Origin of the sequence: Maribacter algae, assembly GCF_047345745.1 — a bacterium.
Classification (GTDB): domain Bacteria; phylum Bacteroidota; class Bacteroidia; order Flavobacteriales; family Flavobacteriaceae; genus Maribacter.
In genome coordinates, this window is sequence record NZ_JBLFES010000003.1 from 500,741 (window position 1) to 523,282 (window position 22,542).

The window sequence follows — 22,542 nt, forward strand, 5'->3', positions numbered from 1 at the left end:
TTAGGAACTAAGCTTAAAAATTTTTAACAATTTTAAGATTTTTTTAATACATTGTAGGATAAACACTAAACAATTTCCACAATGACAAGAACAACAACAAATCTTCTGTTAATGTTGATTACCATCGTCGCCGGAACTTTTTTTTACATTACGTTATGTAGTGAATGCGGAGGTGGTACAACAGTAGAACCGGAGCCGCCCAAAGAAGTAGTGGCCCCAGAAATTCCCGAGGCTACCTCTTATCCTTTTGCCTTAAATGATGGTGAATACTCCTATAACGCTAATGACAACTATAATTTTAATATATCATCATCTACTATTTTGATGCCGTTGTCAGAGAACGTTCAAAACGGAATTGGTGGTCTAAAATCATTTTTAGATGCCAATCTTGGAAAGGTATTGAATATTACCGGGTTTTATAAAAGTGATGAAACCAATAGCTCAGCTTTTCCAAATTTAGGGTTGGCCCGAGCAAATGCAGTAAAAAACCATTTGGCATCCAATGGAATAGCTGCTGCCCAAATGAATACTATGGGGAAATTAATGGACGATATGGTTCCAAAGGACGACATATATCTTGGTCCTGTATCCTATAGCTTGGATGACAAAGCGGAAAACGCGGATGAAGAATTAAACGCACTTTATGAGAAAATTAAGGCAGACCCGCTGGTATTATATTTCAATTCTGCGCAAGCGTCCATTAATCTTGATGCCGAACAGCGTCAAAAAGTAGCGGACATCTCTAGGTATTTGGATAAAAGAGCAGATGCCTCTGTTAATGTCATTGGTCATACGGATAATACGGGAAAAGCTTCCACTAATATGAGACTCGGTTTGGATAGGGCAAATTTCGCTAAAGCTTATCTCATGAAAAACGGCATTTCGGAAGCAAAAATCAACGCTTCAACAAAAGGACAGACACAACCTATTGAAAGCAATGCTACAAAAGAAGGGCAAGCTAAAAATAGAAGAACCGTTGTAACACTTAACTAAAGAAATCACTAATACACATAAACCATACAAAAATGAATTTTGAAAATCTAAATATCTGGTGCTGGGTCATCCCATCCTTGGTGGGCATCATCTCAGGAATATTGGGATACTTAATCGGAAAGGGAGGAAGTACCACCATTGACAATTCTGCTGACCTTAAAGTGCTAAAAGACAAGAACGCGAAATTACAAGCTGATTTGGATGCTTGTAACAAAAAAGTTTCGGCCAATACCAATCTTGGTGCCTCTGCAGCTTCTTTTACAGCCGAAGCAGCAACAGCTTCTATCCCATTTGATGGAGCAGCGGCCAAATTGGCCTTTGGAAAAACCGTTAAACAGGACGACCTTAAAATTGTTGAAGGGATCGGCCCTAAAATAGAAGGGATGTTCCATGAGTCCGGAATAAAGACGTGGAAAGCCCTTTCCGAATCGTCCGTAGCGGATTGCCAAAAAGTACTCGATGGCGGTGGAAAGCGTTACCAAGTACACGACCCTGCATCTTGGCCCATGCAAGCGAAAATGTGTTATGAAGGCAAATGGAAAGATTTGGCCAAATGGCAAGAAGAACACAAACACGGAAAGCTATAATAATCATCTTAAACAAAAAACCCGATTCAATTTGAATCGGGTTTTCTATGTTTTATGAATAGCTCTCTTTACAATCTTCCGTTTGCTTCGACCCATTTAAAATGGTATTGATCTTCCGGAAATTTCATTCTAGAGGCTATACGTTCCAAACGTTCCGGAAGCTTCATCAAATAATCCCTGGCCTTTTCGGCCTCATCGTTCAAGTCACGAATAGCATCAAGCTGCCAAAAAGAATTTAATTTTTGTAAAATATCTATATAATCCTGGGCCGTGTACACTCCCAAACGTTGCGCACAGTTGGAGAAATTTTCAAAAGCGGTCCCTATAGTGCCTCCAGATTCTCTTAGGAAGTGTGCGGGCATCACAATTTTTTTCTTCATCATATCGGCAAAGGCCAACATCATTCCACTAGGGTCATGACCAAATATCGTTTTCACAAATTCCCTGTAGGCCAAATGATGGCGCATTTCATCTCCCGCAATAATGGTACACATCTTTCCCAACAAGGCATTCCCCTTTTTCTTGGCCATTTGGCCCACGCGTTTGTGCGAGATATTGGTTGCCAATTCCTGAAAAGAGGTATATACAAAATTTTTGTAGGGGTCCCTATCGGTACCGATATCAAAACCATCAGAAATTAAATGTTGGGTGGTGATCTCAATTTCTTTCATGTCTACACGGCCAGAAAGATAGAGATACTTGTTCAGCACATCTCCGTGCCTGTTTTCCTCTGCGGTCCATGCACGCACCCACTTTGCCCAGCCATTGGTTTTATATTCTCCGTGTTGGTCTATCCCTACCACATCCATTAACCAAGACTCATAGGTTGGCAAAGCTTCTTCCGTTATGGTGTCCGCTACCATGGTTACCCAAAAATCATATCCTAATTCTTTGGACTCTTCGCGCAACTGCTCAATATCGTCCAAGAAACTATCGCTATGGGTATCCGGCAAAAAATCCGTCGGTTGCCAAATATCTTCAGGTTGTATTAGAAAGTTATCCATAAACCCTTCCACCTGTGGCTCAATGGCCTGCATCACTTCTAATCTTATATTCTTATCTGACATTCTCGGTTTTTTTCAAAGTTCGGTATTATTAACCAAAAACTTCTTAAATCAATCTCAATTTCTCCCTTTTTCATTAGGATATAGCAAATAAACCGGGTCACTTTGCCAAACTTGCTTGGAGTCTACGTCCATTAGGGATAACGGCCCCCTAAAAGCGGCACCCGTATCTATGTTCCAAACATTGGCCGCATTTTGTGGTACGGTCTTCCCAATTCTAGTTACCGGAGTATGCCCAATATAAATTTCTTCGTAGTTGGTCAATCGCTTGGGATAGAAGGTATCTTCCTTTTTCAATTTGGGATTTAAGGAAAGAGCCAGTTCCCAAAGGGTACGGTCCCAATAAAAGGTTTTTGTAAAATACTCGTGGTCTATGCCTTTTAGATTGGTGAAACCTGCATGCAAAAAAAGTCTATTGTTCGCATCCAAATAATAGTTTTTTAACTGTTCATAAAAAGCGATGTGTCGTTTTTTGGTTTTTGCATCCGTTTTTTCGTAGGAAGATTTGGTAGCCTCTCCCCCATGCATATGCCAAGTAGGATTATCCGTTGCACCCGTAAGCCAATCATAGCAAAGTTCATCATGGTTGCCTCTTATAAAAACACATTGATAACGCTTTTTTAGGTCTAAAAGATAATCTACGGTACTTACCGCTTCACTCCAACCATCTACATAGTCTCCCAAAAAAATAAGCCTGTCTTCCGTTGTTACCTCAGCACGTAATAAAAGTTGTTTCAATGCTTTTAATCCCGAATGTATATCCCCAATGACCAGCGTTCTTTCTAAACTCATTTTGCAAAAATCGCAATTAGGGAAATCACAGCAATGATAAAAAGCACCAAAAAGAAAATTTTCCAAAAAGAATAAGGTCTGCTGCCACTGACCGTTCCCATCTGCCCGTTAATGTAGAAGTGGTATTCTTTTCCATTATACCGGTAAGCGCTAATATAAACGGGCAGCAAAATATGCTTAAAGGTTTCATTGGATAGTTTAATGTCCGCATTTGCTATACGCTGGGTATCGCCGCCAATATCTCTCCTTATCCAATTATAGGCAATATTTTTTGCTTCTTGAAAAGATTGATGATGTCCTTCCTTTAAAGATACCGTATACTTTTCGGTCACAAAACCGGATAGGTATTTTGAGTCAAAACTGACCAGCTCCTTCAAATTCCACCGGGCAATGGCACTGGGAATATCCCTCCGTTTTTTCTCTGAAGCATTTATAAGAATATCGTCTACAAAACCGTTTACCGTTCCACTGGCCGATGTCCATCTTGTTTTTCGAACTTGTCTTGTTTGCATCCCGTTCTTGGTTCTGTAACGTTGTTTCTCATAATAATAATCCCCACGCTGTCCTTGATAAGAGGCAAACAGATTACTATCAAATGTCCAATAGGGAATATAAAGCCCGTGCAGCCCCTCAGGATGTAAGGCGGCTCGCTTCAACTTATTCGGGGCAAACCAAAGACCACCGACCCAAGTTTTAAAAATGCTCCGTGCCTTTTTCACATCCAACTGAAATGGAATCAAGGCTCCAGGTAAAATCCATCCCTCTTTTTGAATGTCCTCTATAATTAAAGGTTCCCCACAATACACGCAGTCCAAAGACTTGTAATTTTCTTCTACATGCTGATTGGCACCACAGTTTTTGCAGTGCAGAAGTTCTATGGTTTCCGTGTAGGCATTCTCACCAACTACACGCAGGTAATGCTCCAATTCCAACTCCTCAAAACTGCTCTTGGACTGCTCAATAAACTCCTCGTAACCACAATACTCACAGTTTAGCTGGTGAGAGCCAGGTTTAAATTTCAACTCCGCACCACAATTGGCGCATGCTTTTTTATGTTCTGATTTTTGGATTTCTTGCATTACAAGTTCGTATCGCTCCCCCTTCTTTAGGAATCTTAAAAAGAAAAAGTTCGATGATTACTACAATTCAATAGGTTGGTACCTTATAATACTCTTTAAGCATTTGGTAACGGTGGCGGTGTATTGCCCCCTAAAAATGGCTTCAATTCTTCAATCTCCTTTAATGTCGTCCAATTGGCCATTCCCTGTTTCCAAATCAAGGAATCCCTATTGATCGTTCTGTTGGCAAAAAGCTCCTTTAGCCTGTCAATGGATACCGGTCCCGATTGTTGTCCGTTCACGGCATAAAAATAAGTAATCTGTAAAGGCATTGGCGGCGGAACCGCTCCGGTAGACTGAGGCGTTTGGGTACCAAAAACAGGTTGTTGTACTTGTGGATTCATCATATTGCCCATTTGCTGTGCCAAAACGAAGCCCATGCCCATGCCCATGCCGGCACCGGCAGTTCCACCTTCATTGGCCGCTGCCAGTTCCATAGCTTTTGCGGCCTTGAATTGAGATAGCTTGGTCATATCCAATTTATCCAACCGGCTGTATTCGAAAATCTCTTTTTTAAGCTCTTCCGGCATGGAGACATTTTCAATATAAAATCGCTCCAACTCAATTCCGACCCGCCCAAATTCTGGTTGCATTACCGTTTGGCAGGTTTCGGAAAGTTCCGTGGTATTTGCGGCATATAGTTCTATGGGGAGATTGGCCTCGCCGACCGTATCCGTAAATCTGGTTACGATTAAACTTTTTAGATGTTCGTTTACTTCATAATTGGTAAAATTACCATCCGTACCCACTACATCTACCACAAACTTTCCGGCATCGCTAATTCTAAAGCTATAGGTTCCAAAAGCCCTGATCTCTACCAAACCAAAGCGATCATCACTCAACATAAATGGGTTTTTGGTACCCCATTTTTCATCCGTGAACAATCTTGTGTTCACAAAATAGACTTCGGCCTTGAACGGACTATCAAAACCATATTTCCAACCTTTAAGGGTTGTCAAAATAGGTAAGTTCTTCGTGTTAAGAGTATATGTTCCCGCCTTAAAAACATCTGCCAATTGGCCTTCGTTCACAAAGACTGCGGTTTGCCCTTCGCGTACTATTAACTGTGCGTTGTTCTTGATTTCGTTTTGATAGCGTTCAAAACGATGAACTATGGTATCGTTTGTATTATCCAGCCATTCAACAATATCAATAAATTCATGGCTTAACTTCTTTTTTATTTCATCAAATAGGCTCATCTCGTTCTTAATTTTAATTACATCAAAAGGTACTCATTTCTTAAAAACCTCCAAAACACAACCTATCATTTTATAAATAAAAAAAGGATTGTGCATTTCATCGATAAAGTAGGAAAGTAACTACTTCTTTTAACTTTTTTTTATACATTTCAACTTGACTAATTTTTAAAACGAGACTCTATGAAAAAATCTTTACTCAAGAAAAACTTTATGCTCTTTTTTGTATTTGGTTTGCTCCTTACGTTTAGCGTGCAAGCACAAAAACAAAATCTAAAGACCACGGCGGACAACGGACCGAAAAAAGGACATGCCCTTTACAAAAAAACTAAAATCTACGATAGTAAATCGGGCCCGGTAGGAGCCAAACCCAAGGCAGTGGGTGACCGTGCCCTGGACCGATGGGAATATGAGCATTCGCTTCTGAAAAATCCATATACCAATAAGATTCCCAATGACATCTTATTAAAGGAAACCCAGTTTTCCGAAAAAATAAAAACGACCAATTTATCCAGAGAAGCATCAAAACAATTTGAAGGAAAAACAAGCAGAAGGAGGTTTTCCTATTTCGGCCAAAGAGGTCCCGATAATGTTGGTGGTCGCACACGTGCTCTTGCCATAGACCGAAATAATGAAAACGTAATTCTTGCGGGTGGCGTTTCCGGTGGTCTTTGGAGATCCGAAAATACAGGTCAGTCTTGGCGTAGGGTCACGAGGATTCAACAATCACCGAGCATTACTGCCATAGTACAGGACCCAAGGCCCAACCGTGGCAATATTTGGTACTATGCCTCTGGGGAACGTTTTGGGAATTCTGCCGGTGCAGGTGGCGCTTTTTACCAAGGGAGCGGAATCTACCAATCCTATAACGGTGGTAGAAGTTGGAACCAGTTGAGAAGTACGGATGACGGGGACGATGCCGCTTTTTCATCATTTGACCTAATCAATAGTTTAGCCGTAGACCCAAGAAACGGCGATTTGTATGCCGCTACTTTTGATGGTCTTTACCGTTCACAAAACTTGAATGGTGCAAGAACCTTTGAACAAGTGCTTGATAGCGGTTTTGATAGAACAACGGAAGTGATGATTACCCCAGAAGGAAAGATATATGTTACCGTTGACTCAAGAAGTGCCAATGGTGGCTTTTTTGTTTCCGAAGATGGGGAAGAATTCACCAATATTTCACCTCCTGTAGAAGAGCCTTCATTTGGCAGAACGGTTATGGCATATGATCCATCCAACGAAAACAGAATCTATTTTTTCTCAAGCGATTTATCCGGTGCAGCACCTGCCCTATTGTGGAGATATCAGGCAGATACGGAAACAGAAGAGGAGCGTTGGGCAGATCTTTCCGCAAATTTACCCATAAACATTGGCGGTCCTATTGGAAGTTTAGATCTTCAAGGTTCCTATAATATGATTATTAAGGTACACCCTACCGATCCAGATTTGGTGTATTTAGGAGGCACCAACCTCTATAGGTCCACAACGGGTTTTACTACTCCGACCGGAGCAGAAGGATGGATCGGAGGATACAACATTGCAAATGATGTTTCACTTTATCCCAACCATCATCCCGACCAGCACAATTTGGTGTTTTTCCCTTCCAATCCGAACAAAGCTGTTTCCGGAAATGATGGCGGGGTACAAATCACCGAGGATATCACAAGAATAACACCGGAATTAAATATTGAGGATGTAGAATGGACTTCCTTGAACAATGGATATGTTACTACCCAACCTTACGTTATTGCCATTGATCCGGAACCAAATAGCGATGATATCGTTGCCGGTTTCCAAGATAACGGTACATGGTTCAGTAATTCTACAGATCCAACAGCTCCTTGGATCAGTGATTTTGGTGGAGACGGATCCTTCAATGCCATTGCTGATGGTGGACGTACCAGATATGTTTCCGCGCAGAGAGGTGTCGTCTTCCGTTTTAATTTTGATGAAGATGGAAGCTTTGTTTCCTTCACAAGAGTTCAACCTTCCGGTGCCAGTGGTTTTGGGTTCATTGCACCTTTTATTCTTGATCCTACAAATGATAATATCATGTATATGCCTGCCGGCGACCGTATTTGGAGAAATAACGATTTGGATGAAATTCCACTGTTCTCCAATGCCAATACCAGTGTAAATTGGGTAGAACAAACCCAAACGGCCACACCGGACGGTTCCAATATCACAGCGTTGGACGCATCTAGATTCCCTGTAGCCAACACACTATATTATGGAACGAATTCCGGAGGTATCTACAAAGTAGAAAATGCCAATATTGATGACCAAGAGGTAATAGATCTTTCTTCGGGAAAAGGGCTTCCTCCCGGTTTTGTTAACGACATTTATGTTGATCCTAACAATAGCGAAAGAGTATTCGTTGTTTTTTCCAATTACAGTATCCCTAGTTTATTCATGAGTGAAAACGGTGGTGAAAGCTGGGTGAACATCAGTGGTAATTTGGAGGAAAATCCCGATGGTTCCGGAAACGGACCGTCCGTTCGTTCTTTTGCGATAAGCGGAAACAATAATATCTTTTTTGCCGGTACAAGCACAGGGCTGTACATTACTTACAACCTTAATGGTGAAAGAACCCGATGGTTTAAGGAAAGAGGCGTTATTGGAGATGCCGTTGTCATGGACGTAAAAACCAGGAAAGATGGTTATATGGCTTTGGCCACTCATGGTAATGGTGTATTTGACGCAGCATTCTATGCCGCGCCTAGCCCCGAGCCATCGCTGAGTGTAGCTTATCTATTGGATGATGTAAGTTTTCCTATAAACAGCGGCGCATTTGAATTTGATGTAGATGTAACAGGGTTGTTCGTAAGTGACAACAATGCAAACATTTCCATTGAAGTTACCAATACCAATCCCGAGTTGGTTTCTGCCGTGCTAGAAGGAAATACACTAAGGGTTTCCGGAGTTGCCTCAGAATTAGAGGAAAATGCCACTATTGGGCTTGTTGCCACTTCTGGCAATGAACAGGTCACGGAAGGCTTTACAGTTCGTGTGGTAGTGCCGGCCATATACGAACAAACTGACCCATCAGTGAGCAGTACGCCATCACAATTCTTCTTGGATTTTGGTGCGCTGGCCCAAACGGCGGACGATTTTATAGTACCAGAGGGAAATTCATGGAAAGTTCGCAGCATCATTGCAAACGGAGTTGCTAACGGCACACCTACTTTTTCGAGCGCTACCGTTGTTGTTTATACGGATAATGGCGGGGTTCCCGGTCAGCCAATATTCAACAGTGGGGAATTAGTGCCCGTTTCTGACCCGCAAAACACGAATATAGAGCTAGAATTTCCGGAAGACCTTGAATTGGAAAGTGGTACGTACTGGTTATCCGTTTACGCTAATTTGGCATTTAACCCTAACCAGGAACAGTGGTTTTGGCTTACCCAAGCCAACGTCATTGGAAGTGAATCTGCTTTTAGGGACGATGGCTTATTTGTTGCCGGAGGAGTGGACTGGACACCGCGTTCCTTGGTTTTCGGTAACGCCCCCGATGATTTGGTGTTTCAAATTTTTGGGACTATTCTAGATGGCTCGGAAGAAGATGCACCTCCAGCAGAATCCAATGACACGCCTATATTAGATGCCGTCTCGGAAAACCAAACATTAACGGAAATAGGTTCTACCGGAATCACAACGGTCTGGCCAAACCCGTCAACCGCTGAGTTTTACTTTTCCTTGAAGGAAAGTAAAGATGCCAAGGTAACGGCTAGAGTTTACAATATCTTAGGACAGATGGTATATGAAAAAGGAGATATTGATGCCACCAAAACCTTTTCCTGGAATTCTTCAGGAAGACCTACAGGGCTTTATTTCGTTAAAATCCAAGGGGCCAATACCAATCAAAATTTTGGAATCATCAAAAAATAGAAATCCACTATAATATGAAAAGGCCCAGGCATATATCCTGGGTCTTTTTATTTTATATCATCCATTATGTTTTCTTTTCCGTAAATTATAATATATATCAAAATGTATTTTATGAAACAGTTGATGCTCCTTTTGCTTATTGCAGGTTTTTCATGTGATGCTGCCAAAGAATTGCCAAATAATGAAATGATTTCTGAAAGCCCTAGTGAAAGTTCCAATGCCGTTGAAACTACAGCACCTGATGGTATCAAACTAAAAATCAGTATCATTGAAGTTTACGATAAGGGCAAGAATATTTGTGGTGCTCCCCAACCCAATGTCATGAAAGTTGAGGTTATTGAAGTTTTGGAAAGTGGCTTTGGACTGACCAATATGCCCCATAAAAAACAACAATTGTTGGTAAGCTTTTTTAAAACTCCAAAAAATCTAGTCGTTGGGAAACTCATTGAGGCAAACGCTCAAGAATCTTTATGTATGGACGCATCTACAACATTCTACACTATAAATTCCTATAAAATCTTAGAATAAGCCCATTTTTTGTCAGTACCTTGTTTCAAACTTCGATACGAATATCATGAAGAAGATTTTTTGCATTGGCGAATTACTGATTGACTTTGTCGCCGAAAAACAAGGAAAAGACTTGTCAAAAGCGAAAGAGTTTTCAAAAAAAGCTGGTGGGGCTCCGGCAAACGTAGCCTGTGCCATTAGTAAGCTTAATGGCAAAAGTCATTTTGTGGGCGCAGTGGGAAAAGATCCTTTTGGAAATTTTTTACTGGACGTTCTTGACGATAACAACGTTGATATCTCCCTGGCGCAACGTTTTGAAGTTTTTACCACGTTGGCATTTGTCTCTATTGATGAAAACGGGGAACGTGATTTTGTGTTTAGCCGTGGGGCGGATAAGGAATTGAAATACGACTCCTCCCTAAAAGCTAATTTTAAAAATAATATCGTGCATTTTGGTGCAGCTACAGCCCTTTTGGGAGGCAATCTTGAAGATGCATACGGGCGGTATTTTTTTGACGCGCTCACCCAAGATTCCTTCATTAGTTTTGACCCCAATTACCGAGGAGATCTTTGGAAAAACAAAGAGGATGTATTCATAAAAAAATGTATGCCTTTTGTAGAAAAATCCCATCTCTGTAAATTTAGTTTGGAAGAAGCCTATCTCCTTTCTGGAAAGAACAGTCTTGATGAAGCTTGTGAAAAACTACATGAAATCGGAGCAAACATTATTGCTATCACTTTAGGAGCTGAAGGTACGTTGATAAGTACTTCCCACTTTAAAAAAACGATTCCGAGTATAAAGGTAAATCCTTTGGATACCACAGGAGCAGGCGATGCTTTTATCGGTTGCCTCTTAAAGCAAATTTCAGATTTGGATACTTTGGAAAATTTAAATGCCAACACAGAAATGCTCAGTAAAATGGTCACAAAAGCCAACAAAGCAGGTGCCATTACGACGACCAATTTTGGCGCAATTGAATCCTTGCCTACACAAAATCAATTGGATTCCCTACCAATATGAACCAAGCTGCTCTGCATCGATTACTGGCCGCTAAATATGGTTCAACCAAAGAATCGGACTTATTTCAATTACGGCTTGCCGCTAATCTTTCACTGATCAAGACCTTGTTTTTTTCTTTATATTCTTCCCCTGAACATAAAACACACTTTCATGGTCTCTTGGACAAACTTGAGGTTTTGTACAAAAAACGTCCCGATGCCTTGAAAAAACAGGATATAGAACGATTAAATTCCGGGAATTGGTACCAAAGCGAGCAACTTGTAGGAATGCAGTTGTATGTAAATCGTTTTAATGGCGATTTGAAAGGTTTGAACAATAAACTGAATTATTTTGAATCTCTCGGCATCAATTTTCTTCATTTAATGCCCGTTACTACACGCCCTAAAGGAGAAAATGATGGTGGCTATGCCGTAAACAGCTATCATAAAATAGACCCCAAGTACGGGTCAAAAAAAGATTTTTTAGCACTCGCGGAAGAAGCAAGATCAAAAAATATACTATTGATGTTGGATTTTGTCGTAAACCATACCTCTGACGAATTTCAGTGGGCACAAAAAGCCAAATCAGAAGACAAAAAATATCAAAACTATTATTATACTTATCAAAATCGTGAGATTCCAGACGCGTTTGAAAAAACATTGCCCGAGATTTTTCCTGAAACGGCTCCGGGCAGTTTTACCTACAATGCCCAAATGGATAGATGGGTAATGACCTGTTTCAACTCCTATCAATGGGACCTCAACTATACCAACCCAGCCGTCTTTATTGAAATGTTGGAGAATTTAATGGTACTGGCCAATTTGGGTGTGGACGTCATCCGCTTTGATGCACTGGCATTTTTATGGAAAAAAATAGGGACAATATCACAGAATCTTAATGAAGCACACGAACTTGTCGCCCTTTTCAGAATGTGTCTACAAGTTATAGCTCCCGGTGTTATTTTACTTGCCGAGGCTATTGTAGCCCCTCGGAATATCCTAAAATATTTCGGCGAGAATACACTTGAGGGCAATGAATGTGAAATTGCCTATAATGCATCGCTCATGGCCCTTATCTGGAATTCTATCGCAACTAAGAAGACCAATTTACTCGTAAAAAGTCTTCTTGAAATTCCAAATAAGCCTAAAGATGCAACATGGATAAACTACGTGAGGTGCCATGATGATATTGGACTGGGATATGATGATGACTTTATAAGGGCCATGGGTTGGAATCCCCAATCGCATCGGAAATTTTTGTTGGATTATTATTCCGGTAAGCTAGATTGGTCTCCCGCGAAAGGGTTATTGTTCATGTACAATCCCAAAAACGGAGATGGAAGAATTACAGGAAGTACCGCCTCTTTGTTGGGCCTAGAAACAGCACTCTCAAATAGGAACGAAAGCGAAGTGACATTCGCTATTGCCAAAATTCTATTGGTCCATGGCATCATATTATCATATGGAGGAATCCCCATGATATATGCCGGGGACGAAATTGGAACGTTGAACGATTACTCGTTCAAGGAAAACAAGGACCATCGGAACGATAGCCGTTGGGTCAATAGACCAATGCATGATTGGGATACCGTAAAGAAAATAAAGACGGACAGTTCACCACAAAAGAAAATTTATGAAGGGCTAAAGAGATTGATCAAACTAAGAAAAAAGCTTCCCGTTCTAGCGGATACCAACAACTTGATCATTCACCCCGACACTAACCCACATCTTCTGATTTATGAAAGGCGAAATGGAAAAGAAAGTATTTTGATCATTTCCAATGTTGATGAACATACGCAATACCTTGAAATTCCATATTTATTTTCTAAAATGAATTTCAAAATTGATAGGGTAAAAGAATTGATTCATCAAAAACCAATTGAGATAGAAAATAATATATTGATTTTGAAACCCTATCAACAGCTTTGGCTTCAAAACCGTTAATTATATCTGACTTTTCTTATGATTCGTAACGCTTCTTTCAACGATGTGTAGACTTTAGGATAGTGTTTTTTTGTTAATTTTCTACCTTTTTCCATCTCTTCCTTAGCTTCTTCAAACCCATTTAAATAACATATCAGATATGTGTCCGCTAAATGCATTATGTCTTCCTCTTCATTAGGTTTCAGGACTATTTTAGCTTCAATCTTGGAAAGTAGGCTGTTATTGGTGTTGTAGATGTGATGTAGCGTTTTTTTGTCATACTGCGGGGGTTCAAAGACCAGAGTGCTCTGTATCTGATACTTACCGTTGTTTTCAAACTGGATCATTACTTTTTCCAAGGGGTAATATTTTTGATTTCCGCCTAGACCCAATTGAACATATTCCATTGTGGTAAAGGAATGTTCATCATACACAATGGTTACCTCATCCAAGTTGGAGTAGAAGAGTTTTACCTGTTCATTAATGAGTTCTATATCCACGCGATTATAGTAGGTCTCTCCTTTTACAACCTTTTTATTACCGGCCCAACAAACTACAAATTGCTCTTTGAAAACCTTATAATCGCTTTCCAAGTCCTTATGGCGATTGTTCAAAAAATCAATAACCCCATCCAATGTTAATTCTATATTGTTTCGGGCATGTTGTTCAATGGTGGCCACCGTTTTGGAATTAATGTCCTTTAGTTCTATATCAAAAACCTTGGGCAAACTAATACTGCCTTCCCTAAAGTAAACGGAACCGCCATAATACTTCCATATATTTCGTTTCAGGGAACATACTTTTCCATTTGATTTAATCGTGACCAAACCTACCACCTTACCTTCCTCCAAATGTGGGAACGGAATATTTTCATATGAAATTAACGGTGGATTCTGCAAATAGGCGTTGACCAAATTTTGAATCTTGCTATCGTCAAAAAAATCTACCCCAATGATTTTATTGTCCTCATCCTCTACCCCGACAACTATAAAGGAATTATTAAATGGGTTACTATTGGCCAGTGCACAAACATGCTTTAAGAACTTGGCCTTGCCTTCTCTCTCCCCTATGGCGATGAAACGTTTTTTGTCATAAAAACTATTCTCGTCATTATGCGCTAGGAGATTTTTTACAAGAAGGCGTTTATTGATCATTAATCCCTATGAATCATAGTTGCCGAAGCTTGGGCCGTAGGCATTACCACCAAATCCGAAATGTTAACATAGTACGGCCTGGTTACCACAAAATGAACAATCTCTGCGATATCCTTTGCCCTTAAAGGTTCAAAACCTTTATAAACATTATCCGCACGTTCGTCATCCCCTTTAAAGCGTACGTTGCTAAACTCAGTTTCCACAGCTCCAGGATTTACTGCGCCAACTCGAATTCCGTATGGGTTTAAATCCATTCGCATTCCTTGGTTAATAGCATCCACAGCATGCTTACTCGCACAATACACGTTTCCTTTTGGATATACTTCCTTACCTGCCGTTGAACCGATGTTGATAATATGCCCTTCTTTTCTAGATACCATCTGCGGAATAATCGCTTTGGATACATACAATAATCCTTTTACGTTAATATCCATCATCGCATCCCAATCGTCCAAATTTCCTTCGTCTATGGTATCCAATCCATGGGCATTACCGGCATTATTAATAAGAATGTGTATTTTGGAAAACTCCGCAGGAAGACCCGAAATAGTATTTTGCACCGCTTCTTTATCGCGAACATCAAAATTTATGGTATGTACTTTGGTTGTTTTTCCCAATCGCTCTTTTAAGTCGTTCAAACGTTCCTGCCTTCTTCCACAGAGAACAAGTTTAAATTGATGTTTGGCGAATAGTTCTGCTATAGCTTTCCCGATACCGCTGGTAGCTCCCGTGATAAAAACTGTTTTGTTCATATTATTTATTTTTACGGTACTTCCTGTCCTTTACTGGCCTCTAACAAGATAAACCAATCCTCCAGTTCCATTTCAATATCTACAGATTTGACGGCCATTTCCAAGCGAATGGGAGTCGTGGTGCCGACTACCGGATAGATTTTTGAAGGATGCTTTAATATCCAGGCCAGTAAAAGTTGGTCTTCCTCGGCATCGTATTTTTCACACAGCTTGTGCAACACTTTTCTAATACGCGTCGTTTGTTTTGAATTCTCCCTGAAGTAAATTCCCAACGGACTCCATGACATGGCCAGCCTATTTTTAATCATCGTATCGTCCAAAGCGCCATCATACATGACATCGTTTGCCGTCAGGGAAAATTCTACCTGGTTTGCGTCCACCGGAATGGCCGTTTCCAATAATGCTATTTGGGAAGGTGTGAAATTTGAAACGCCGAACTGTCTTATCTTTCCATCTTTTTTGAGGATTTCTATCGCTTCCGCTATTTCTTGCGGATCCATCAAAGGGCTTGGTCTATGCAACAGTAGCAAGTCCAAATATTCCGTCTTTAATTTTTTCAAGGATTCTTCCGCAGAACGGATAATATACTCTTTTGTGTATTCATAATGCTTTACGGGATTGGGTCTTCCCGTAACCATTTGAATACCACATTTACTAATGAACTGCACTTCTTTACGGGCTATCTTACTTTCGGCAAAAGCCTTTCCGAAATCGGCTTCGGTCGTATAATCCCCATAAATATCCGCATGGTCAAAAGTGGTTATCCCTATTTGTAGGCAATGCTCCATCAGAGCGATTATTTTGTTCGTAGAAAGCTTCTTTCCCCACTTTCCCCAGGTCATAGTACCAGAGATTATTCTAGAATAGGTATCTGTATTTTTCATAGGCGGGTGAAATTAAAAAGAAATCCCTTAAAAACTTCATAAAAATAGGGGCTTATCACTTTTTTTAACCAATCATTAACAGGTACTCAGTGAATAAATTTTCAATTTGCACAACTGTTAAATAATTAACCGATTCAGACCAAAAACGAAGTGAATATATGGAGGAAAATACTACTGTTGACATTAGTGCCGTAAACGAGAAAATTGCTCAGGAAAGTGCTTTTATAGATTTGCTTGTACTCGAAATGAACAAAGTGATCGTTGGCCAAAAGCACATGGTAGAAAGATTGCTTATTGGCCTCTTAGGGCAGGGGCATATTCTATTGGAAGGGGTTCCCGGCTTGGCAAAAACATTGGCCATAAACACGCTCGCCAAAGCCGTAAAAGGAAGTTTCAGCAGAATACAGTTTACTCCCGATCTTTTACCTGCGGATGTTGTGGGAACGCTTATTTATAATATGAAAGAGAATGATTTCTCTATAAAAAAAGGTCCCATTTTTGCCAATTTTGTATTGGCGGACGAAATTAACAGGGCTCCGGCGAAAGTACAATCCGCCCTATTGGAAGCCATGCAGGAAAAGCAGGTTACCATTGGTGACGAGACGTTCATCCTGGACAAGCCTTTTTTGGTCATGGCCACTCAAAACCCAGTCGAACAGGAAGGCACATACCCTTTGCCCGAAGCACAAGTTGACCGTTTCATGTTAAAAACGGTGATCGACTATCCTAAGATGAACGAGGAGCAGTTGATCATGCGCCAAAATCTTATGGGGAATTACGAAACGGTAAAACCGGTAGTTTCCCTTAAGCAAATTTTGAGTGCCCAAAAAGCGGTCCGTGAAGTTTACATGGACGAAAAAATAGAAAAATACATCTTGGATATTGTTTTCGCGACACGCTATCCGGAAAAGTACAATCTGGAAAACCTAAAGCCCCTTATTAGTTTTGGAGCTTCCCCAAGGGGAAGCATCAATTTAGGGACCGCTGCAAAATGCTTCGCTTTCATAAAACGAAGAGGATATGTTGTGCCGGAGGATGTTAGGGCAGTGGTACATGATGTTTTGAGACATCGTATCGGTATTACCTATGAAGCAGAAGCGGAAAATATTACTTCTGAAGAAATCATCAATAAAATCGTAAACGAAATCGAAGTGCCATAAATCAGTCAACAGTTTTCGGCACATAGTTGGCGGCCCCTAAATAACGCAACCACCTATTACCGATTACTGCATACTACTAACTGTTTACTGAAAAAAATGGATACTAAAGAACTACTCAAAAAAGTACGGAAGATCGAGATAAAGACGAGGCGTCTTTCCGACCATATATTTGGCGGGGAATACCACTCTACCTTCAAGGGCCGTGGTATGACGTTTAGCGAGGTAAGGCAGTATCAATTTGGTGATGATGTAAGAAATATAGATTGGAACGTTACGGCAAGATACAACGAACCGTATATTAAGGTTTTTGAGGAAGAACGTGAGCTCACCATGATGTTAATGGTAGATGTGAGTGGCTCAGGGTTTTTTGGAACCGTAAACCAGTTTAAAAACGAAATTGTTACGGAAATTTCTGCAACCTTGGCCTTTAGTGCTTTGCAGAACAACGATAAAGTAGGAGTCATCCTTTTTTCCGATCAGGTTGAATTGTTTATTCCACCGAAAAAAGGAAAAACCCATGTATTGCGTATCATAAGGGAACTTTTGGAATTTAAACCGAGCAGTAATAAAACAGATATTGCCGAAGCTTTGAAGTATTTGACCAACGTCATGAAAAAGAAAGCTATTGTTTTTGTGCTATCGGATTTTATTGCCTCGGACTATGAACGCACACTAAAAATTACAGGAAACAAACACGATGTAACCGGAATCCGTGTGTATGACGAACGTGAGGAAGCCATTCCGAATTTGGGCGTTGTGCAAATGATGGATGCTGAAACCGGCGGAATGAAATTAGTGAATACGCAGTCCAAAAAGGTTAGAAACGGCTATGCCGAATTTCACAGGGAAAAAGTAGCCTACTTCAAGGATACTTTTACAAAATCAGGTTGCGGCGTATTGGATTGTAGGGTAGATGAAAGCTATGTAAAAAAATTACTGGGTTTCTTTAAGAGAAGAGGTTGATGCTAAATATGAAATATGAAATACGAGGTACGAATTTAGTATCGCAGTTCTTGCGGTGCATTACCTTGTTCATGCTGATACTAGGTTTTCAAGGATTTTCACAATCCAAACCCATAATTAAAACGGAAATTGACACCACTTTCATAAAAATCGGGGAACAGATACAGTGGAAAGTAATTGTAGAAGTAGATACCACTGCCCAGGTTTTCTTTCCGGAAGGGCAGACCTTTTCCCCCTTGGAAACGGTTGAAGCCTTTGCAACGGATACTACAAGAAAACAAGACCGTTTGACCCTTCAGAAAATATATGCGCTTACCCAGTTTGATTCAGGAAGCTATAAACTACCATCCCAACGAATAGAGATAGATGGAACGGGTTATATGACGGATTCTATGATGGTGAACGTGGAAACCATACCTGTGGATACCGTTGCCCAAAAAATGTATGACATAAAACCGCTTATTACCGTTGAAAAGAGCAGTGGGGGTTTCTGGAAGTACCTATTGGGCGGACTTCTCATTTTATTGGTATTAGGCGGGCTGTTTTATTGGTTCGTGCTACGAAAAAAGCCCTTGACGGAAAAAGAAAAAGAGGCTTTGTTGCCTCCTTATGACAAAGCCCTTTTGGAGTTAAAGCGTTTGGAAAACTCTAAATATCTAATACAGGACGAATTCAAGGAATACTATTCGGAACTGACCGATATTGTTCGTTCTTATCTAGAGGAAGACGTTCATGTTTCGGCCTTGGAGAGTACTACCGATCAGTTGATAGACAAATTGGAATTATTGACAGATTCCGGGGAATTGGAATTGGACAAGGAGACCATAAACCAATTCAAAAATATTTTACAAACAGCAGATTTGGTAAAGTTCGCCAAGTCAAAACCTTCTACCTCCGTTGCCGAACGGGATAGAAAACTTGTTGAGGAGATTGTAGTAAAGACACATGATGCCCTGCCCGAACCTACCGAAGCCGAATTGTTGGAACAAGCTGAGTATCAAGAGGAACTAGCAAGAAAGAAACAGAAGAAAAAGTTGGTCATCGGCATCGCTTCGCTTGCAGCACTGTTGATCATCGGGACGACCATCGCAGGTTTTAAGTTAGGATTTGGATATCTTAAAGACAGTGTTTTGGGTCACCCAACAAAAGAACTATTGGAAGGAGATTGGGTTAGGAGTTCCTATGGTTTTCCTCCCATTATTTTGGAAACTCCAAAAGTTTTGGTTCGGCAAGAAGTAAAACTGCCTCCGGAAGCAAAAGCCGCTATTAGTGATATTCAGGCATTTGCTTACAGAAGTTCCATAGGGTTGTTTACCATGGCAACTACTTCTATAACTATGTCAGAGCAGGTAGACCCCGATGCAAATAAGACCGTTGAGGAAATCCTAAAACAATTTGAGGCGCAAGGTGCCAAAAACATCATTACAAAACAGGAAGAATTTACCACCATAAGCGGTATAAAAGGAGTAAAAGTATTTGGGAGCGGAAAATTCAAAGTGCCGGAATCAGAAGAACTGATTAAAGGAAAATATACGGTATTGCTCTTTGGAGGTAAAGGTTTTCAGCAATATTTTATTGTGACGTGGTTAGATGATGACACCTATGCCCAAGAAATAGTAGACCGTATTTTAAACACGATAGAAGTAAAAACAGAGACCTAATGTTGGACAATATTTCTTTTGCCAATCCTGACTTTTTCTGGCTGTTTCTACTACTGCCACTGGCTATCCTATGGTATATTTTCAAGCAGAAGCAAGAAATCGCCGCGCTTAAAATATCAAGCATCAGGGGGTTTGATACCAATAGTTTTCTGCCCAAGATCAAGCCTTTGTTATTTGTTTTTAGGTTATTGGCCCTAAGCGCTATCATTATAGCCATGGCAAGGCCACAGACCGAAGATATTTCTACGCGGACCAAAACCACTAAGGGAATTGATATTGTGATGGCCATTGACGTTTCTTCCAGTATGCTGGCCAAAGACTTGAAACCAAACCGTTTGTCGGCACTCAAGAAAGTAGCTTCGGATTTTATCAAGAAACGCCCCAACGACCGTATAGGTTTGGTAGTCTATGCAGGCGAAGCCTACACAAAAACACCTATTACCACGGACAAATCCATCGTGCTAAATTCCATGCGCGAAATCACTTATGGGCAATTGCAAGATGGTACCGCTATCGGAATGGGGCTTTCCACAGCCGTTAACCGGCTCAAAGAGAGCAAGGCAAAGAGTAAAATCATCATTCTATTGACCGATGGTGTCAATAATTCAGGTTTCATTGAACCTCAAACGGCTGCAGATTTAGCTATTGAGTTTGATATAAAAACCTATACTATAGGTTTGGGCACCAATGGGAATGCCCTATCCCCAGTAGCATATAATGCAGATGGATCATTTAGATATGGAATGCGACAAGTAGAAATCGATGAGAAACTATTGGAAGAAATTGCCGATGTAACGGGCGGAAAATATTTTAGGGCCACGAACAATGAAAAATTAGAGGAAATTTATGACGAGATAAATAAGTTAGAAAAGACGGAAATAGAGGAATTTAAATATTACCGTTACGAAGAAAAGTTTAGACCTTGGGTATTACTCGCAGGTGCCCTACTTATTTTGGAATGGGTTTTGAGAAACACGTTATTCAGAAGCTTTATTTAGGTTATGGTACAACTGGACGAAAAAATATACTTCTATCTGCTCTTCATCATTCCGGTGCTTGTGGTGCTCTTTCTGGTTTTGATTCTCTGGAAGAAAAGAACACAGAAAAAATTTGCGGATAGTGCACTCCTGAAGAGACTCGTCCCTAATAGGTCCTATTACAAAGGAACTTTAAAATTGATTTTCTTTTTGTTAGGGCTCGCTTTATTGATTGTCGGGCTCGTAAATCCAAAAATTGGGACCAAGTTGGAAACCGTAAAGCGTGAAGGTGTGGATATTGTTTTCGCCGTGGATGTCTCCAAAAGTATGCTGGCCGAAGATATAGCGCCCAATAGAATAGAAAAGGCCAAAAGATTGGTTTCCGAAATCATAAACCAATTGGCCAGTGATCGTATCGGTATCATAGCCTACGCTGGGCAAGCATACCCACAATTACCGATTACGACAGACTATGGTGCGGCCAAGATGTTCTTGCAGAGCATGAACACGGACATGTTGACCTCACAGGGGACCGCAATCAATGAAGCCATTGAACTGGCTACCACTTTTTATGATGACGAACAGCAGACCAACCGTGTGCTTTTTATCATTTCGGATGGGGAAGACCATTCCGGTAATACAACCCTTGGTGCCGTGGAGGATGCTTTGGAAGAAGGTATCAGAATTTATACAATAGGCGTTGGAAAAACTAAAGGGGCGCCAATTCCTATAAAGCGGAACGGTATTGTTCAAAGCCTTAAAAAAGATAACCAAGGAGAAGTGGTCATTACCAAGTTGAACGAAACAGTCTTAGAGGACATTTCGGAAGAAGGCAATGGCAAATACATAAATGGTTCCAACACGGAAGCTGCGGTAGAGTTTATCAAGGAGGAATTACTTCAGATGGACAAGAAAGAATTTGAAGCCAAGCAGTTTGCTGAATACAAAGATCAATTCCAATGGTTCCTAGGTATAGGGCTTTTGTTCCTATTTTTAGAAATATTTATCTTGGACCGAAAAACCCAATGGCTCAAAAAGTTGAATCTGTTTAATGAAAAACATATTGATTAATATGAAAAATGTACTAAGCCTACTCCTCGTTTTGTTTTTTTCATTTTTAGGATTTTCTCAAGAAGAAGATGTCCAGAGAAAAGAAAAAGCGTTGAAAGCCTCCAAGAACCTAACTTGGGAAGGCAATAAGAATTTGTCCGAAAACAACTTTGTAGCGGCAGAGGTAGATTACAGAAAAGCCATTGCAAAAAGTCCAGAAAATGCAGCTGCCCCCTATAATTTAGGAAATGCTTATTACAATAATGCGACCTATAGCGAAGCTTTTGGCAGATTTAAGGAAGCTGGGGAAGCTGCTGCCACAAAAGCAGATAAACACAAGGCCTATCATAATATGGGCAATGTTTTTATGCAACGAAAGGATTACGCCAAGGCCGTGGAATCGTATAAGGAAGCCTTACGAAACAATCCCAAAGATGAAGAAACACGTTATAACTTGGCACTTGCCAAAGAATTATTGAAAAAAGACGAGGACAAAAAAGATAAGAACAACGATAACAAAGACGACCAAGATAAACAGGACAAAAAAGACCAGAACAAAGATCAGGACAAGGAAGGGGACAATAAGGAAGGAGACCAAGACAAAAAAGATGAAGGTGATGAGGGCGATAAGGGAGAGGACAAGAAAGATGAGAATAAAGAAGGTGATGGTGACGAGAAAAAAGAGCAAAATAAGAAACCCCAGGACGGTGATAAGCCTCAACAACAAAAACCAAGGCCTAATCAATTGTCCAAACAGCAAGTAGAAAATCTTTTAAGAGCCATGCAAAATGCTGAAAAACAGGTTCAAGAAAAACTGGATGCCAAAAAAGTGAAAGGCGCAAAAATTAAAAACGAAAAAGACTGGTAATAT

19 protein-coding genes are annotated in these 22,542 nt (G+C 40.5%); 12 read left to right on the plus strand and 7 right to left on the minus strand.

The features are described 5' to 3' along the window. Nucleotides 1-81 precede the first annotated feature (81 nt). Together ACKWBX_RS13795 and ACKWBX_RS13800 are read left to right on the plus strand one after the other, a co-directional pair. A complete protein-coding gene (locus ACKWBX_RS13795) occupies nt 82-993 on the plus strand; it encodes an OmpA family protein (protein WP_413969288.1) in 912 nt (303 codons plus the stop codon). Between the two features lie 32 nt (nt 994-1,025). Beyond that, nucleotides 1,026-1,580 carry a hypothetical protein gene (locus ACKWBX_RS13800; RefSeq protein WP_413969289.1) on the plus strand — a complete coding sequence of 185 codons (555 nt, stop codon included), beginning with the start codon at nt 1,026-1,028 and terminating at the stop codon, nt 1,578-1,580. A gap of 68 nt (nt 1,581-1,648) precedes the next feature. Here ACKWBX_RS13800 and ACKWBX_RS13805 read toward each other — a convergent pair whose 3' ends face one another. The 4 genes from ACKWBX_RS13805 to ACKWBX_RS13820 form a co-directional block, all read right to left on the minus strand. After that, nucleotides 1,649-2,647 (minus strand): acyl-ACP desaturase, encoded by a 999-nt coding sequence (locus ACKWBX_RS13805; RefSeq protein ID WP_413969290.1) that lies wholly within the window; start codon nt 2,645-2,647, stop codon nt 1,649-1,651. Nucleotides 2,648-2,701: 54 nt separating this feature from the next. Next, a complete protein-coding gene (locus tag ACKWBX_RS13810) occupies nt 2,702-3,436 on the minus strand; it encodes a metallophosphoesterase family protein (protein WP_413969291.1) in 735 nt (244 codons plus the stop codon). Continuing rightward, a complete protein-coding gene (locus tag ACKWBX_RS13815; protein WP_413969292.1) occupies nt 3,433-4,515 on the minus strand; it encodes a TFIIB-type zinc ribbon-containing protein in 1,083 nt (360 codons plus the stop codon). Before ACKWBX_RS13815 ends, ACKWBX_RS13810 begins: the two co-directional genes overlap by 4 nt. A gap of 95 nt (nt 4,516-4,610) precedes the next feature. After that, entirely contained in the window at nt 4,611-5,753 is a 1,143-nt protein-coding gene (locus ACKWBX_RS13820) for an SPFH domain-containing protein (RefSeq protein ID WP_413969293.1), read from the minus strand. Between the two features lie 180 nt (nt 5,754-5,933). Here ACKWBX_RS13820 and ACKWBX_RS13825 point away from each other — a divergent pair, with 180 nt between their 5' ends. The 4 genes from ACKWBX_RS13825 to ACKWBX_RS13840 all read left to right on the plus strand — a co-directional run bounded on the left by ACKWBX_RS13825 (nt 5,934) and on the right by ACKWBX_RS13840 (nt 13,091). Beyond that, nucleotides 5,934-9,641 carry a T9SS type A sorting domain-containing protein gene (locus ACKWBX_RS13825; protein ID WP_413969294.1) on the plus strand — a complete coding sequence of 1,236 codons (3,708 nt, stop codon included), beginning with the start codon at nt 5,934-5,936 and terminating at the stop codon, nt 9,639-9,641. Between the two features lie 111 nt (nt 9,642-9,752). After that, nucleotides 9,753-10,169, plus strand: coding sequence for a hypothetical protein (locus ACKWBX_RS13830; RefSeq protein WP_413969295.1), 417 nt, complete (start codon nt 9,753-9,755; stop codon nt 10,167-10,169). Between the two features lie 46 nt (nt 10,170-10,215). Then, nucleotides 10,216-11,169, plus strand: a complete 954-nt coding sequence (locus ACKWBX_RS13835; protein ID WP_413969296.1) for a carbohydrate kinase family protein — start codon at nt 10,216-10,218, stop codon at nt 11,167-11,169. Continuing rightward, nucleotides 11,166-13,091 carry an amylosucrase gene (locus ACKWBX_RS13840; RefSeq protein ID WP_413969297.1) on the plus strand — a complete coding sequence of 642 codons (1,926 nt, stop codon included), beginning with the start codon at nt 11,166-11,168 and terminating at the stop codon, nt 13,089-13,091. The genes ACKWBX_RS13835 and ACKWBX_RS13840 overlap by 4 nt, the downstream gene beginning before the upstream one ends. On the opposite strand, the gene ACKWBX_RS13845 is transcribed toward ACKWBX_RS13840, so the two are convergent. Genes ACKWBX_RS13845 through ACKWBX_RS13855 form a run of 3 tightly spaced genes read right to left on the minus strand, consistent with a single transcriptional unit; the run spans nt 13,088 to nt 15,860 of the window. Beyond that, nucleotides 13,088-14,224, minus strand: coding sequence for an ATP-binding protein (locus ACKWBX_RS13845; protein WP_413969298.1), 1,137 nt, complete (start codon nt 14,222-14,224; stop codon nt 13,088-13,090). The two genes, ACKWBX_RS13840 and ACKWBX_RS13845, sit on opposite strands and share 4 nt — an antisense overlap. Then, a complete protein-coding gene (locus tag ACKWBX_RS13850; protein ID WP_413969299.1) occupies nt 14,224-14,976 on the minus strand; it encodes an SDR family NAD(P)-dependent oxidoreductase in 753 nt (250 codons plus the stop codon). The genes ACKWBX_RS13845 and ACKWBX_RS13850 overlap by 1 nt, the downstream gene beginning before the upstream one ends. A gap of 11 nt (nt 14,977-14,987) precedes the next feature. Next, on the minus strand, nt 14,988-15,860 hold the full coding sequence (locus ACKWBX_RS13855; protein WP_413969300.1) for an aldo/keto reductase: 873 nt from the start codon (nt 15,858-15,860) through the stop codon (nt 14,988-14,990). Nucleotides 15,861-16,018: 158 nt separating this feature from the next. On the opposite strand from ACKWBX_RS13855, the gene ACKWBX_RS13860 reads away from it, so the two are divergent. The 6 genes from ACKWBX_RS13860 (at nt 16,019) to ACKWBX_RS13885 (ending at nt 22,539) form a co-directional block, all read left to right on the plus strand. Then, nucleotides 16,019-17,020: an AAA family ATPase gene (locus ACKWBX_RS13860; RefSeq protein ID WP_413969301.1), complete on the plus strand. Its 1,002-nt coding sequence runs from the start codon at nt 16,019-16,021 to the stop codon at nt 17,018-17,020. Nucleotides 17,021-17,116: 96 nt separating this feature from the next. Further along, nucleotides 17,117-17,983 (plus strand): DUF58 domain-containing protein, encoded by an 867-nt coding sequence (locus tag ACKWBX_RS13865; protein WP_413969302.1) that lies wholly within the window; start codon nt 17,117-17,119, stop codon nt 17,981-17,983. Further along, nucleotides 17,983-19,644, plus strand: a complete 1,662-nt coding sequence (locus tag ACKWBX_RS13870) for a hypothetical protein (protein ID WP_413969303.1) — start codon at nt 17,983-17,985, stop codon at nt 19,642-19,644. Before ACKWBX_RS13865 ends, ACKWBX_RS13870 begins: the two co-directional genes overlap by 1 nt. Further along, nucleotides 19,644-20,642 (plus strand): vWA domain-containing protein, encoded by a 999-nt coding sequence (locus ACKWBX_RS13875; protein WP_413969304.1) that lies wholly within the window; start codon nt 19,644-19,646, stop codon nt 20,640-20,642. Before ACKWBX_RS13870 ends, ACKWBX_RS13875 begins: the two co-directional genes overlap by 1 nt. A 3-nt stretch (nt 20,643-20,645) precedes the next feature. Further along, nucleotides 20,646-21,692: a VWA domain-containing protein gene (locus tag ACKWBX_RS13880; RefSeq protein WP_413969305.1), complete on the plus strand. Its 1,047-nt coding sequence runs from the start codon at nt 20,646-20,648 to the stop codon at nt 21,690-21,692. A gap of 1 nt (nt 21,693) precedes the next feature. Next, nucleotides 21,694-22,539, plus strand: a complete 846-nt coding sequence (locus tag ACKWBX_RS13885; RefSeq protein ID WP_413969306.1) for a tetratricopeptide repeat protein — start codon at nt 21,694-21,696, stop codon at nt 22,537-22,539. Nucleotides 22,540-22,542: the final 3 nt, after the last annotated feature.